Annotated in this window: 15 protein-coding genes; 6 read left to right on the forward strand and 9 right to left on the reverse strand. The window is 73.4% G+C overall.

Translation table 11 applies throughout. From position 1 onward, the window contains the following. Positions 1 to 48: 48 nt before the first annotated feature. The 4 genes from E1300_RS04145 to E1300_RS04155 all read right to left on the reverse strand — a co-directional run bounded on the left by E1300_RS04145 (position 49) and on the right by E1300_RS04155 (position 3,259). Positions 49 to 1,383 carry a dicarboxylate/amino acid:cation symporter gene (locus E1300_RS04145; protein ID WP_131755523.1) on the reverse strand — a complete coding sequence of 445 codons (1,335 nt, stop codon included), beginning with the start codon at positions 1,381 to 1,383 and terminating at the stop codon, positions 49 to 51. Positions 1,384 to 1,475: 92 nt separating this feature from the next. Next, the gene (locus E1300_RS53815; protein ID WP_370784366.1) at positions 1,476 to 1,574 is read right to left on the reverse strand and encodes a putative leader peptide; all 99 of its coding nucleotides are present in this window, start codon (positions 1,572 to 1,574) and stop codon (positions 1,476 to 1,478) included. A 64-nt stretch (positions 1,575 to 1,638) separates the two neighbouring features. Then, the gene (locus tag E1300_RS04150) at positions 1,639 to 1,887 is read right to left on the reverse strand and encodes a hypothetical protein (protein ID WP_131755524.1); all 249 of its coding nucleotides are present in this window, start codon (positions 1,885 to 1,887) and stop codon (positions 1,639 to 1,641) included. Continuing rightward, positions 1,880 to 3,259 (reverse strand): PspC domain-containing protein, encoded by a 1,380-nt coding sequence (locus E1300_RS04155; protein ID WP_165502667.1) that lies wholly within the window; start codon positions 3,257 to 3,259, stop codon positions 1,880 to 1,882. The genes E1300_RS04150 and E1300_RS04155 overlap by 8 nt, the downstream gene beginning before the upstream one ends. A 231-nt stretch (positions 3,260 to 3,490) precedes the next feature. On the opposite strand from E1300_RS04155, the gene E1300_RS04160 reads away from it, so the two are divergent. The 3 genes from E1300_RS04160 (at position 3,491) to E1300_RS04170 (ending at position 6,258) form a co-directional block, all read left to right on the forward strand. Continuing rightward, entirely contained in the window at positions 3,491 to 4,657 is a 1,167-nt protein-coding gene (locus tag E1300_RS04160) for an ATP-binding protein (protein WP_370784382.1), read from the forward strand. 40 nt (positions 4,658 to 4,697) lie between these two features. Beyond that, a complete protein-coding gene (locus tag E1300_RS04165) occupies positions 4,698 to 5,327 on the forward strand; it encodes a LuxR C-terminal-related transcriptional regulator (protein WP_131755527.1) in 630 nt (209 codons plus the stop codon). 121 nt (positions 5,328 to 5,448) lie between these two features. Continuing rightward, positions 5,449 to 6,258, forward strand: coding sequence for a DUF4190 domain-containing protein (locus tag E1300_RS04170; RefSeq protein ID WP_165502668.1), 810 nt, complete (start codon positions 5,449 to 5,451; stop codon positions 6,256 to 6,258). A gap of 290 nt (positions 6,259 to 6,548) precedes the next feature. Here E1300_RS04170 and E1300_RS04175 read toward each other — a convergent pair whose 3' ends face one another. From E1300_RS04175 to E1300_RS04190, 4 genes are all read right to left on the reverse strand, one after another. Next, entirely contained in the window at positions 6,549 to 7,487 is a 939-nt protein-coding gene (locus E1300_RS04175) for a TIGR03564 family F420-dependent LLM class oxidoreductase (RefSeq protein ID WP_131755529.1), read from the reverse strand. A gap of 52 nt (positions 7,488 to 7,539) precedes the next feature. Next, positions 7,540 to 8,478, reverse strand: coding sequence for a serine hydrolase (locus E1300_RS04180; protein WP_131755530.1), 939 nt, complete (start codon positions 8,476 to 8,478; stop codon positions 7,540 to 7,542). Positions 8,479 to 8,664: 186 nt separating this feature from the next. Further along, positions 8,665 to 9,120 carry an SRPBCC family protein gene (locus E1300_RS04185; RefSeq protein WP_131755531.1) on the reverse strand — a complete coding sequence of 152 codons (456 nt, stop codon included), beginning with the start codon at positions 9,118 to 9,120 and terminating at the stop codon, positions 8,665 to 8,667. A gap of 180 nt (positions 9,121 to 9,300) precedes the next feature. Beyond that, a complete protein-coding gene (locus E1300_RS04190) occupies positions 9,301 to 9,984 on the reverse strand; it encodes a PIG-L deacetylase family protein (RefSeq protein WP_242618942.1) in 684 nt (227 codons plus the stop codon). 168 nt (positions 9,985 to 10,152) lie between these two features. Between E1300_RS04190 and dhaK the strand changes: the two genes are divergently transcribed. The 3 genes from dhaK to dhaM are packed head-to-tail and all read left to right on the forward strand — an operon-like array spanning position 10,153 to position 12,217. Further along, the gene (dhaK, locus tag E1300_RS04195; protein ID WP_131755533.1) at positions 10,153 to 11,148 is read left to right on the forward strand and encodes a dihydroxyacetone kinase subunit DhaK; all 996 of its coding nucleotides are present in this window, start codon (positions 10,153 to 10,155) and stop codon (positions 11,146 to 11,148) included. Continuing rightward, positions 11,145 to 11,831, forward strand: coding sequence for a dihydroxyacetone kinase subunit DhaL (gene dhaL / locus E1300_RS04200; RefSeq protein ID WP_131755534.1), 687 nt, complete (start codon positions 11,145 to 11,147; stop codon positions 11,829 to 11,831). Before dhaK ends, dhaL begins: the two co-directional genes overlap by 4 nt. Beyond that, the gene (gene dhaM / locus E1300_RS04205) at positions 11,813 to 12,217 is read left to right on the forward strand and encodes a dihydroxyacetone kinase phosphoryl donor subunit DhaM (RefSeq protein ID WP_131755535.1); all 405 of its coding nucleotides are present in this window, start codon (positions 11,813 to 11,815) and stop codon (positions 12,215 to 12,217) included. The genes dhaL and dhaM overlap by 19 nt, the downstream gene beginning before the upstream one ends. A gap of 18 nt (positions 12,218 to 12,235) precedes the next feature. Here dhaM and E1300_RS04210 read toward each other — a convergent pair whose 3' ends face one another. Then, the gene (locus E1300_RS04210; protein WP_131755536.1) at positions 12,236 to 12,541 is read right to left on the reverse strand and encodes a protealysin inhibitor emfourin; all 306 of its coding nucleotides are present in this window, start codon (positions 12,539 to 12,541) and stop codon (positions 12,236 to 12,238) included. Between the last annotated feature and the right edge of the window lie 98 nt (positions 12,542 to 12,639).

The raw sequence follows: 12,639 nt of genomic DNA on the forward strand, positions 1-12,639 counted from the left end.
TACTTCCCGTACCCGGCGCGGCGGGACGGCCGGATCGTGCGTAACGGGTCACACGGGCTCGGGCGTCCGCTCCCGTTCCGGCTCGGGCTCGTGCGCCTCGGTCCGGGCCACGTCGGCCTGGCCGGACGTCAGCTCGACCGGGCGGCCGTTGAAGACGTCCTCGTCCAGCAGGCCCTCGGACCGCGCGACGAGCACCGGGACGGTGAGCTGGCCGGTGACGTTCAGCGCCGTCCGCGCCATGTCGATGACCTTGTCGATCGCGATGAGGTAGCCGACCGCCTGGAGCGGCAGGCCGACGGTGGTGAGCGTCAGCGTCAGCGCGACGAGGGCCGGGCCGGGCGTGCCGCCGGTGCCGAGCTGGCCGATCACCGCGGCGAGCGCGATCAGCGCGTAGTCGGCGATGCCGAGGTGGACGCCGGTGTACTGGGCGACGAACACCGCGGCGACGGCCGGGTAGATCGCGCCGCAGCCGTCGAACTTGATCGTCGCGCCGAGCGGCTGGGCGAAGCTCGCGTACTCGCGCTGGACGCCGTTGCGCTCGGTCGACACGCGCTGCGCGATCGGCAGCGTGGCCAGCGAGGAGGACGAGACGAACCCGAACTGGATCGCGGGCCAGGAGTTGCGCAGGAACTTCAGCGGGCTGACGCGGCCGAACACGCGCAGCAGGACGGGGTAGCCGGCCAGCAGCATGATCGCGACGGCGAGGTAGATCGCGCCGGTGAACTTCGCGAGCGGTTCGAGGGAGCTCGGGCCGTAGGTGGCGACCACCGAGCCGATCAGGAAGAACGAGCCGATCGGGGTGAGCCGCACGACCCACCAGACGGCCTTCTGCATGACCACGTACAGGTCGTCGATGAGGCCGGTGAGCCGCTCGCCGCGCTCGCCGATCGCGACGAGCGCCGCGCCGAACAGCACCGCGAACGTGACGACGCCGAGGACGTTGCCGTCCGCCATCGCCTGGACGATGTTGGACGGGAACAGGTTGTGCAGGACCTGCGTCCACGTGACCGGGTCGGTCTCGGCGGACTCGCTCGCCAGCTTCCCGAGGCCCTTGCCCGGCTCGATGAGCAGCGCGACGGCGAGGCCGATCGCGGTGGCGATCGCCGAGGTGACGACGAACCAGCCGAGGGTCTTCGCGGTCAGCCGCGCGACGCTGCCGACGCCGCGGAGCCGTCCGACGCTGACGACGATCGCCGCGAACACCAGCGGCACCACGACGACCTTGAGCAGGCTGACGTAGACGTCGCCGAACGGATCGAGCCAGTCCTCGGCGGTGGCGCCGCCGTCCGCGAAGGTGTTGATCAGGGCGCCGGCGATGACGCCGAGCACCAGTGACAGCACGATCTGCTGCCAGAACTGCCACTGCCAGACACGAGGGTTCACTGAAGTCTCTCCAGGCGCGAGGGACCGCCGCGCCCGGGAACGGGGGGCGCGGCGGACGCGTTGGACGGAACGAGAAGGGGGCGGGAGCGCGTTCAGGCGCTACACAGCACGCTGGCCAGGCGGCACAGGTCGATGTGCAGCCGGGCCACGAGCACGACGCTCTTCTCGGAGAACTCCACGGGTCGCTTCAACGACGGCGCATGCGCGGAGGCTTCCCGTTCCCCCGCATGACCTCCCTCACAGCCCGTCCGCAGGTCAGCGGAGGGTGCGGCGGCGCGACCGGGTGATGACGCGGACCGTCCCGACGGCGCCGAGGCCGATCAGCACCACCGGGACCATGATCTCGGCGCGCAGGGTCAGGTCGCCGGACAGCCCGTCCGCGAGGAAGAGCCCGGCGAGGACGAGGAAGAACAACCCCGTGACGGGGCCCGCCGGGTCGAACCGGCGGCGGGCGCGGGCCGGGCGCCCCGCGTAGGGGCGCCCGCCGGAGTAGTCGTCAGACACGCTTCACGTCCACATCTCCCAGCCTCCCGCGGATGCGCAGGACGATCTCGGGCGGGTTCTTCACCGGGGTCTCGGGCTCCAGCACCTGGACGGCCTTGGCGTTCGGGCCGCTGGTGGTCCGCAGCTCGATGCGGAGGTCGCCGAGCCCGATCCGGGCGTCCAGCCGGACGCGGGCGTCGCGGGGCAGCCGGACCACCAGCCCGCCGACCGTCACGCCGGCCTCGATCGAGACGCTCTGCCCGGCGGCGAGGGGCAGCGCCGTGAGGTCGAGCGTGCCCTGGCCGAACGCGACCCGGTACTGCTGCTGGGCGGAGCCGACGTCGGTGGGCCGCCATTCCACCTCCCCGAACCGGGAGTCGCGGGGGATCTCGGCGGCGGCGGTCGAGGTCACGAGCGCGAGGGTGAGGACGGTGCCCGCGGCGGCGAGCCCGCGCGTCCGGAACCAGCCGCCGAGCACGAGGCCGAGGCCGATCACCGCGAGGGCGGGCGCCATCACCAGCATCCACGCGTCCGGCGTCGGATGCGTCCGGGCGAGGGGGATCATCGCGGCACCGGCGGCCATGGCGGCGAGCAGCGTGATCGAGGCGACCGGCGAGCCGGGCCGTTCCCGCCGCACCGTGTCCGTCTTCCCGGCATACCGGGCGGCGGACGCGTCCGTTTCGGCCGTCTTGACCGAGGCCGACCACGCGGTCCCGTACGCGGCGAGGTCGATCATGCCCTCGGGCAGGCCGCCGGGGCCGTCCTTGCCGAGGGAGACGCCGCCCGGCGAGGTGCTCGCGGACGAGGCGTGCGCCGACCGGGCCGCGGACGGCTCCGGCGGATGCCCGGCCAGCCGTTCCGGGACGGTCCGGGCGACCGAGAGCAGGTCGACGCCCCTGGCGTGCGAGACGAGCAGCACGAGCCCGAACACCACGACGATCGCGACCGCGTCCGTGGTGACGCCGCCGAACACGCTGCCGACGACGCCCAGGGCCAGCAGCGCGCCGAGGATCGTCAGGACGGCGGAGGCGTCGAACCACCGGCGGAGGACCTGCTCGGCGACCGACGACCCGCCGGGACGGGCCGGCATCAGCAGCGCCGCCGCGACGTAGAGGATGATCCCCTGCCCGTGCGCGAGCACGAGGACCGCGAACCCGACGCGGTAGACGACCGGGTCGATGCCGGTGTAGCGGCCCAGCCCCGTGCACACCCCGGCCAGCAGGCGGCGCTCCGGATCGCGGGCCAGCCGCCGGTACCCGGGCCCGGACGGCGTCTCCTGCGCGGATTCCTCCCGGCGCGCACGCGTCGCCCCCTGCCGGGGCTCCTGCGCCGGGTCAGGCTGCGGCTCGGCGGGTTCCCCCGCCCCGGTGGTGGCCTTCTGCTCCTCGCCCATGGTGACCATCGTGGCGGGCCGCGTCCCCGCGCGGTATCCGGGACGTCCCTGACCCGACCCTGAACAGGACCAGGGTGCCGCCCTGATGCGCGCCGGGCGCGGGCGTGTGACGATCGATGACGTGGGAGATCGCAAGGGACCATGGGAACGGCGGCGGTGAGCGAGCGGGACGCGAGCGGACCGGCCGCCACCGGCGCGGACACCGGCGGCCGGGAGCGGCCGGTGCCGCGGCTGGAGCGCGCCGCGAGCGGCCGCCTCGTCGCCGGGGTGTGCCGCGGGCTGGCCGCGCACCTGGGCGTGGACGTGCTGGTCGTCCGCGCCGCGTTCATCCTGCTGATGGCGGCGAGCGGCCTCGGCCTCGCCGCGTACTCCGCGTTCTGGGTGCTGGTCCCGCGCGAGACCACCGCCGAGGCCGCGGACACCCTCGCGGGCGCGCCCGCGGAGGCCGCCCGGTCCGGGTCGCGCCGGGACTGGGGGCAGCTCCTCGCCTACGCGGCGGTCGCCCTCGGCCTGCTGGCGCTGCCGTGGGGCGCCGGGTTCGTCCAGTGGGCGCTGTGGCCGTTCGTGATCGGCGGCATCGGCGCCGCGATCCTGTGGCAGCAGGCCGACCGCGACCAGCGGCAGCGGTGGGTGCTGCCGCTGCGGCAGCGGTGGCTGCGCAGCCTCCTCGGCCTGCTGCTGGTCGTCGGCGGCATCGGCGGCTTCGTGGCGCAGAAGGTGGACGCCGGGCAGGCCCGCTCCGTCGTCATCGCCATGCTGATCATCCTCACCGGGGTCGCGTTCATCGTGACGCCGTGGGTGGTCCGGCTCTGGCAGGACCTCGACGCCGAGCGGCACGAGCGCATCCGCTCCCAGGAGCGCGCCGAGCTCGCCGCGCACATCCACGACTCGGTACTGCACACGCTCACGCTGATCCAGCGGAACGCGCACGACACCCGCGAGGTGCAGCGGCTCGCCCGCTCCCAGGAGCGGACGCTCCGCACCTGGCTCTACCAGCCGCGCGCCGACCCCGACCAGACGTTCGCCGCCGCGATCCGGGAGGCCGCCGGGGAGGTGGAGGACGACCACGGCGTCCCGATCGAGGTCGTCTGCGTCGGCGACACCGCGCTGGACGAGCGGCTCGGCTCGGCGTTGCAGGCCGCGCGGGAGGCGATGGTGAACGCCGCCAAGTACGCCGAGGCCCCGTCGGTGTCGGTGTACGCGGAGGTCGAGGGCGACGAGATCGCGATCTTCGTCCGCGACCGGGGCAAGGGATTCGACCTGGATCAGGTCCCGGCGGACCGGATGGGCGTCCGGGGGTCCATCATCGGACGTATGGAGCGCAACGGCGGGAAGGCGACGGTCCGCACCGCCCCCGGTGAGGGCACCGAGGTGCGCTTGGAGATCAGGAAGTCGTGAGCGACGCGAGGCGGGGTGAGGCGGAGCCGTGGGTGAGGCGATGACGAGGGTCGTGCTGGTCGACGACCACCAGATGTTCCGGACCGGCGTGAAGGCCGAGCTCGGCGGCGGCGTCGAGATCGTCGGCGAGGCCGGCGACGTCGACGAGGCGGTCGCGGTGATCCGCGCCGCGGAACCGGACGTCGTGCTGCTGGACGTGCACCTGCCGGGCGGCGGCGGCATCGAGGTGCTGCGGCGGCTCCACGGCGCCGTCCGGTCCCGGTTCCTCGCCCTGTCGGTGTCGGACGCGGCGGAGGACGTCATCGGCGTCGTGCGCGGCGGGGCGCGCGGCTACGTCACCAAGACGATCTCGGGACCGGAGCTGACCGACGCGATCGGCCGCGTCGCGGACGGCGACGCCGTGTTCTCGCCGCGGCTCGCCGGCTTCGTCCTGGACGCGTTCGCGGCGACCGACGCGCCCGCCGTCGACCCGGAGCTCGACCAGATCACCCAGCGGGAGCGGGACGTGCTGCGGCTGATCGCCCGCGGCTACGCCTACAAGGAGATCGCGAGAGAACTCTTCATCTCCGTCAAGACGGTGGAAACTCACGTCAGCAGCGTCCTGCGCAAGCTCCAGCTCTCGAACCGGCACGAGCTGTCGCGGTGGGCGGCGGCACGCCGTCTGGTCTGAGCGGAAGCACCCTCCGTGATCGCGGTGCCACACTACGGGGCTGTTGTGAGCAAATCGTAATGCCCCCATTTTCTAGCGACATGATCTCCCTTGTCGTACCGATATGGGACAGTCGCTGCTCATGACCTATCCCTCTGAACCGCCGCGCGGCGGATTCGACTCCCAGCACAACCCGCCCCCGCCGCCCCCTCCGCCCGGCGGCCCCGGCCAGCCGTCCTACGGCGCACCCCCGCCGCCCATGCCCGGCGGCCCCTCCTACGGCGGCCACGGCCGCCAGTCGAACGAGGGCAAGACCAACGGCCTCGCCATCGCCTCCCTCGTCACCGGCCTCCTCGGCTGCTTCGGCATCCTCGGCGCCGTCCTCGGCGCCATCGCGCTCCGCCAGATCGGCCAGCGCGGCGGCAAGGGCAAGGGCATGGCCATCGCCGGCATCGCCCTGTCCGCCGTCTGGGTCGTCGGCGGCATCATCCTCTACGCCATGGCCAGCGGCTCCGACGACGACTCCGGCAGCACCGGCGCGAAGCCCAAGACGTCCTCCACCAAGCCCAAGGACGTCGACGCCGCCAAGATGAAACTCGGCGACTGCATCAACGACAACTCCGGAGCCGCCACCTCCGACCCCACCGCCGGACCCGTCGAGGTCGAAAGCGTCAAGGTCGTCCCCTGCACCGGACCCCACGACGGCGAAGTCCTCGCGGTCTTCAAGCTCTCCGGGCTCTTCCCCAGCGAAAAGGAGATGAGCCAGAAGGCATCCACCGGCTGCAAGGCCCGCATCGGCGCCCGCCTCGCCCGCGACCCCGCCGCCAACAGCCTCGCGACCTCCTACTACTACCCCACCGCCGAATCCTGGACCCGCGGCGACCGCACCGTCACCTGCGTCGCCGTGCACGCCACCGAAGGCAAGAAACTGACCCGCCGCATCCACGCCTGATCCACCGGGTCCACGCAAGCCGGGCGGCCGGCCCGCCGTCCGGGTTTATTGCAAAGCCCTTGGCGGTCGGCGCTGGCGCGCCTCCCTTCAACGGGCTTTGCGGCGATCGCTGCATCGCTTCGGCTCGCCTGGCGGCTCACTTCGCGATCAGATCCTCGCAAGCTCGGATCTGGCTTCGCACGCGATCGCAACGCCCCGGCTCGCCGACACTTCGGTTCATACCTTGCCCCGACCGTGTCCCCGCTGGTCCGTGCTCCTGCGGTTTGTCCCTCGCCGCTTCGCGGCTTCGGTCAGGCTTCTTGGCGCTTCTTGGTCAGGGTGCCTAGGGTTTGCCAGGTCTTTTTGCGGGTGTCTGGGCCTGCTAGGTCTGTTTGGGTTAGGACCACTTCTGTGGCGCCTGCGTCGAAGTAGCGTGCTACTTCGGCTGACAACTTCTTCTCGTCGCCGACGACCACTAGTTCTGCGGCCTTGGTCTTGCCTTCCAGGGCGATGACTCGCTGGTAGGACGGGATTCTGTCGTAGAAGGCGGTTTGGGTGGCGGCGGCTTCTTGGGCGGTGTCGATGTCGTCGGTGACTACGCCTGCCAGGAGGGCCACGATGCGGGGGGCGGGGCGGCCGGCTTGTTCGGCGGCCTTGGTGATGGCTGGGACGATGTGCTCGCTCAGCGTCCGGGGGCCGGCCAGGAAGGGGAGCGTGCCGTCGGCCAGTTCGCCGGTGACGCGGAGGGCCTGCGGGCCCATCGCCGCGACCAGCAGCGGGACGGGGGGTTCGGCGCCCGGGACGGTGGTGGGCAGCGGCGGCGCGGCGGTCAGGGTCTCGCCGTGGAGGTCGGCGGTGCCGGTCTCGACCAGAGAGCGCAGGGCGGTGAGGAACTCCGCCAGCCGCGTGATCGGGCGCTCGTACGGGACGCCGAAGACCGGTTCCACGAACGCCTTCGCGCCGAGGGCGAGGCCGAGGTGGTAGCGGCCGCGGGTCGCGGCCTGGGCCGTCTGCGCCTGGCTCGCCACGAGGATCGGGTGCCGGGCGAAGATCGGGACGGCGGAGGTGCCGACGTGCAGGGCGGGCACCTCGCGGCCGACGATGGACGCCAGTCCGACCGAGTCGTAGTCGAAGCGCTGGCCCAGCCAGGCGGAGGCCAGGCCCGCGTCGGCGGCCTCCTTCGCCAGGGTGACGGTCTCGTCGACGAGGTTGCCGGTGGGGGAGGGGTGCAGGGCTACGCCGATGGTCATGTCGGCGGCAACCCCTCAGTGATTTCCTTGTATTCCCATCGGCATTATTTTTTCAGCGCATGCTGGAGACGACCATGGTGGTCAGCTGCTCGATCGTGGTCACGCCGGACTCCATGGTCGGGCTCTCCGCGCTGCACGCCGCGACGAGGAAGTCGTGGTCGGGGCCGGTGATGCGGCCGATGCTGTTGACGGCCCAGCCGTGGCCCTGGTGGTGGACGGGCGTCCAGCCGTTCTTGAGCGCGACGCGTTCGCCGCTCAGGGCGGCCTTGCTGATGCCCCACGCCTGCTCGTGGAGGACGGAGCCCATGAGGCCGAGCACGTAGGCGCGGCCGGGGGCGCCGAGCGGGCTCGTGGACGTGGTCAGGGCGCTGAGCAGGCGCACCTGGTCGGCGGGGCTCGTCAGCGAGGAGCCCCAGGACGTGGTGAACGGGGTCGTGCTCCGCAGGCCGAGGTGCCGGTTCGCCCTTTGGATGCCCGTCCCGTAGCCGGATCTGGCGTACAGGGCGTCGGCCGCCGTGTTGTCGCTCTCCCTGATCATCCGGTCGGCGAGGTCGCGCTCCTCGGTCGACAGGTCCCGGTGGCGGCCCTGGCGCTGGAGGAGCAGGCCGGTGAGGATGTCCACCTTCATGACGCTGGCGATGACGAAGCGGGCGTTCTCGTTGTGCCCGAACGCCCTGCCGGTGCGCAGGTCGAGCGCCATCACGCCCGCCTTGGCCGGACGTCCCGCGAGGTACGCCTGGACGGTCCGCCGCAGTCTCGCGGGGTCGAACCGGAGCCGTCGCAGCGTGTCCTTCGCGGTGTCCCGCGATCCGGCCGCGATGTCGGCGGCGTGGTCTCCGGAGTGCGGGGTGCGGGGGGCGTCGGCCTGCTCGGCGGGGCGTGTGCGGTCGGTGTCCGGTCCGTCCCGCATGACCAGGGCGGCCATGAGGCCGGCTCCGGTCGACACCACGGCGGACGCCGCGATGAGGAGCACGGTGAAGTGGCGCCGCATCGATCCCCCGATCCGCGCGACGGCGGCGGTCCCGCCGGACCACCATGATCACTCGCGGCCTACCCGGGGGGCTTCGTCCTTCACCCGGTGCCCTTCGACCCGTACGGAGTCTTTGTCGTCCATTACCGGATTGAGGGTGCCCGGAGGGTCGAGCAGTGCGACCTCTGGGGGCAGATCTTCTCGGGATTACAGGATTCCCGGCAGGCGGGCCGGGCAGCCGGGTTCGCAGCGTTCGGAGTGCCAGGCGACCCGGCGGGCGTAGCCGTTGAGCCTGCGGCGCAGCACCGCCCGTGTCAGGGGGCCGGCGCCGGGGAGGCCTCCCTCGAAGACGCCGCGCCACCGGATCAGCGTGTTGGAGCCCTGCGGGACCAGCGTGATCTCGGCGCGCAGGCCGCGGGACGGGCCGGCGAGCGCGACGTAGCCGTAGCGGCGGGGCGGCTCGTAGACGACGACCTCCTCGCGCCACGGCGGGATGTACCGGATGGCCCCGATTCCGTTGGGATGCTCCCGGCCCGCGCGCTCGCGCCGCGGGCGCGTCCAGAATCCGCCCCATTCGCCCCACGCCTCCGCCACGCAGAGGTGCTTGAAGATCACCTCGGGCGCGGCGAAGCAGGTGGCGGTCGCCTCGATCTCGTACGGCATGCCTTCCCCCGCTTCCCGGCCGCCCGCGCGGCGGACGGGCGCCGGCAAGGGCTCCGCCGCGCGAGCGCGACAGGGGGGTACATGCCCGCTCTGGCGAAGATAACGGCCCGTGACCGCGAGCTTTTGGAACGTGACAACCGCGTGGGGCGCCCTTTCCTCCCGCTTCAGCCCGTTCTCGATTCAGGCCGTGTCGACGACCTGGAACGCCTCCGCCAGGCGGCCCCCGGGCAGGCCCGCGGCGGTCGCGTTGGCGGACAGCCAGCCGCGCAGCATGTCGTGGAGCCCGTCGCCCATGTGGCCGGTCTGGCTGGCGTGGGCGCGCAGCGCGTTGACCTTCCGGTCGTACTGGTCGGTCATGTCGACGTGGTGGTTCACCGCCGGGCCGCCGCTGATCCACACCTCGCGGGCCGTCCAGGCGTCGAGGCCCTCGGCGGAGAGCAGCTCGGGGAACGCGTAGGGGTTGCGCGCGTCCGGGTACACGGCGTCCAGGGCCGCGGACCCCACCGCCCGGTGGTCGGGGTGGCTCGGGTAGATCCGCTCGTAGTTGCGCTCCGGGCTCGGCATCAGCACCCGGTCGGGCCGCACCTGGCGGATCACCCGCGCGATGTCGCGGCGCAGGTCGAGCGTCGCCTCGACGCGGCCGTCGGGATAGCCGAGGAACCGGACGTCGGTCACGCCGACGCACTTGGCGGCGGCGCGCTGCTCGTCGCGGCGCAGCACGGCCATGTCCGCCCGAGTGACCGCGTCGTCGAACCCGCCCGCGTCGCCGTCGGTGACGATGAGGTACACCACCTCGATGCCCCGGTCCGTCCAGCCCGCCACCGTCCCGGCCGCGCCGAAGTCGACGTCGTCGGGATGCGCCATCACGGCGAGGATTCGCCGCACCTCACTGTCGTCCAGAACATCGGTCACGGTTTCAACCATAAGCGGCGCGCGCGGCACCCGGCACTCCGTGCGATCAAGAAGCGCGCTTTCCGCGCTGATCGCCCTTTGGGCCTGGGACGCCGCGTCCGGGCGGGGTAGAGCTGAGACATGCGCAAACTCATCAACGCCCCCGCGGACGTCGTCTCCGACGCGCTGCGCGGACTCGCCGCGGCCCACCCCTCGTTGCGCGTTGATCCCGGGAGCGGGACGGTCCTGCGGGCGGACGCGCCGCGCGCCGGGAAGGTCGCCCTCGTGTCCGGCGGCGGCTCCGGCCACGAGCCGCTGCACGCCGGGTTCGTCGGCCACGGGATGCTCGACGCGGCCTGCGCCGGGGAGGTGTTCACCTCGCCGGTGCCCGACCAGATCATCGCCGCGACCATGGCGGTCAGCGGCGGTGCGGGTGTCGTGCACATCGTCAAGAACTACACGGGCGACGTCCTCAACTTCCGGATGGCCGCCGAGCTGGCCGAGGACGAGGAGATCGAGGTCGCCACCGTCCTCGTGGACGACGACGTCGCCGTCGAGGACAGCACCTACACCGCGGGCCGCCGCGGCACGGGCGCCACCCTGTTCGTCGAGAAGATCGCCGGGGCGCTCGCCGAGGAGGGCGCCGACCTCGCCGCCGTCGCCGCGGTGGCGCGCGAGGTCAACGAGCGCAGCCGCTCGTTCGGCGTGGCCCTGTCGCCCTGCACGGTGCCGGCGGCGGGCACGCCCACGTTCGAGCTGGGCGAGGACGAGATGGAGCTCGGCATCGGCATCCACGGCGAGCCCGGCCGCGAGCGCGTGAAGGCGGGCACCGCCGCGGAGATCGTGGACGCGGCGCTGACCGCGATCGACGCCGACATGCCGCTCGCCGGGGAGGAGCTGCTCGTCCTCGTGAACGGGATGGGCGGCACCCCGCTCATCGAGCAGTACGTCGCCTACGCGGCGGCGGCCGAGTGGCTCACCGCGCACGGCGCCGCCGTCGTCCGCCCCCTGGTCGGCGGTTACGTGACGAGCCTGGAGATGGCCGGCTGCATGGTGAGCGTGTGCCGGCTGACGCCGCGGCTGACCCGGCTGTGGGACGCGCCCGTCGAGACGCCCGCGCTGAGGTGGGGCCGATGAGCGCCGGGGCGGCGGGCGGCCGCGCGCTGGACGGCGCGGGCGTCGCGTCCTGGATCCGGCACGCGGCGCGCCTGGTCTCCGCCGACGCCGAGCGCCTCACCCGGCTCGACGCGGCCATCGGCGACGGCGACCACGGCCTCAACCTCGACCGCGGGCTCACCGCCGCCGTCGAGGCCGTCGAGGCGCTGCCGGGCGGCACGCCGCCCGGCAAGGTCCTCATCGCCGCCGGGCGCGCGATCGTCTCCAAGACCGGCGGCGCGTCCGGGCCCCTGTACGGGACGGCGCTGCGCCGCGCGGGCAAGGCGCTCGGCACCGCCGACACCGCTGACGCCGCTGCCCTCGGCGACGCGCTCGCCGCCGCGCTGGAGGGCGTCCGGGAACTCGGGCAGGCCGCCGAAGGGGACAAGACCATGGTGGACGCGCTGCTCCCCGCGGTCGCCGGGTACGAGGCCGCGCTGGCGGACGGCGCCGACCTCGCCGCCTGCGCGCGCGCCGCCGCCGACGGCGCCGCCCGGGGCGCCGAGGCGACCGTCCCGCTCCAGGCGCGCAAGGGCAGGGCCAGCTACCTGGGCCCGCGCAGCACCGGGCACATGGACCCCGGCGCCTCGTCGACCGCGCTCGTCCTGCGCGCGCTCGCCGACGTCACCGCGGAAGGGGGTGCCGCGTGGTCGGGCTCGTCGTGATCTCGCACAGCCGCATCCTCGCCGAGGGCGTGGCCGAGCTCGCCCGCGCGCTCGGCGTCGGGAAGGCCGTCGTGGAACCCGCCGGAGGCGACGCCGACGGCGGGTTCGGGACCAGCATCGACCTCGTCGAGCGCGCCGTCGCCGCCGCGGACGGCGGCGACGGCGTCGTGCTGCTCGCCGACCTCGGCAGCTCCGTCCTCACCGCGAAGATGTACATCGAGGACGCCGCCGAGGACGACGAGGACGGCGTCCAGGGCGGTGTCGTCCTCGCGGACGCGCCGCTCGTCGAGGGCGCCGTCGCGGCGGCCTCGATGGCCGCGGCTGGCGCCGACCTGGCCGCCGTGCTCGCCGCCGCCGAGTCCGCCCGCGACCACCGCAAGAGCTGAGGCGGCGGCGCCGGGAGCTCAGGAACCCGAGACCTCCAGGAGGGTGGCCAGGGGCGCCTTCGCGTCCGCGGACGGGTCGCCGCGCAGCTCGTACGTCCGCGAGCCGGCGGCGCCCGGGTCGTCCGGGTCCTCCACCGTGATCCGGTAGGAGGGGATGTCGGCGCCGATCTCGCTCGTGCCGCCGCGGGCTTCCGCGGCGGCCAGCTCGTCCACCGCCTCCCTGATGCGCTTGGCCTCGCCCGGCGGCAGGTCCGCGGTGTCGTACTGCGCGACGACCACGTCCCGTCCCGCGAAGCCGCCGCTGCTCTCGATCGTCACGCGCATGGCACGCCACCTTTCCGGCGGGCCTCCGCAGGACCGCCTCCCCGGTCGTCATGCCCGCCTTCGGGCGTGACGACCGGGAAGACCGGTCTTTTCGTACG

The organism is Actinomadura fibrosa, from assembly GCF_900659615.1.
GTDB lineage: Bacteria > Actinomycetota > Actinomycetes > Streptosporangiales > Streptosporangiaceae > Spirillospora > Spirillospora fibrosa.

Bases quoted from the DNA above. Each gene is read 5' to 3' on its own strand.
- E1300_RS04155 (WP_165502667.1), bottom strand. From the start codon at position 3,259: ATGGGCGAGGAGCAGAAGGCCACCACCGGGGCGGGGGAACCCGCCGAG.
- E1300_RS04165 (WP_131755527.1), top strand. From the start codon at position 4,698: ATGACGAGGGTCGTGCTGGTCGACGACCACCAGATGTTCCGGACCGGC.
- E1300_RS04170 (WP_165502668.1), top strand. From the start codon at position 5,449: ATGACCTATCCCTCTGAACCGCCGCGCGGCGGATTCGACTCCCAGCAC.
- E1300_RS04175 (WP_131755529.1), bottom strand. From the start codon at position 7,487: ATGACCATCGGCGTAGCCCTGCACCCCTCCCCCACCGGCAACCTCGTC.
- E1300_RS04180 (WP_131755530.1), bottom strand. From the start codon at position 8,478: ATGCGGCGCCACTTCACCGTGCTCCTCATCGCGGCGTCCGCCGTGGTG.
- E1300_RS04185 (WP_131755531.1), bottom strand. From the start codon at position 9,120: ATGCCGTACGAGATCGAGGCGACCGCCACCTGCTTCGCCGCGCCCGAG.
- E1300_RS04190 (WP_242618942.1), bottom strand. From the start codon at position 9,984: ATGGCGCATCCCGACGACGTCGACTTCGGCGCGGCCGGGACGGTGGCG.
- dhaK (WP_131755533.1), top strand. From the start codon at position 10,153: ATGCGCAAACTCATCAACGCCCCCGCGGACGTCGTCTCCGACGCGCTG.
- dhaL (WP_131755534.1), top strand. From the start codon at position 11,145: ATGAGCGCCGGGGCGGCGGGCGGCCGCGCGCTGGACGGCGCGGGCGTC.
- E1300_RS04210 (WP_131755536.1), bottom strand. From the start codon at position 12,541: ATGCGCGTGACGATCGAGAGCAGCGGCGGCTTCGCGGGACGGGACGTG.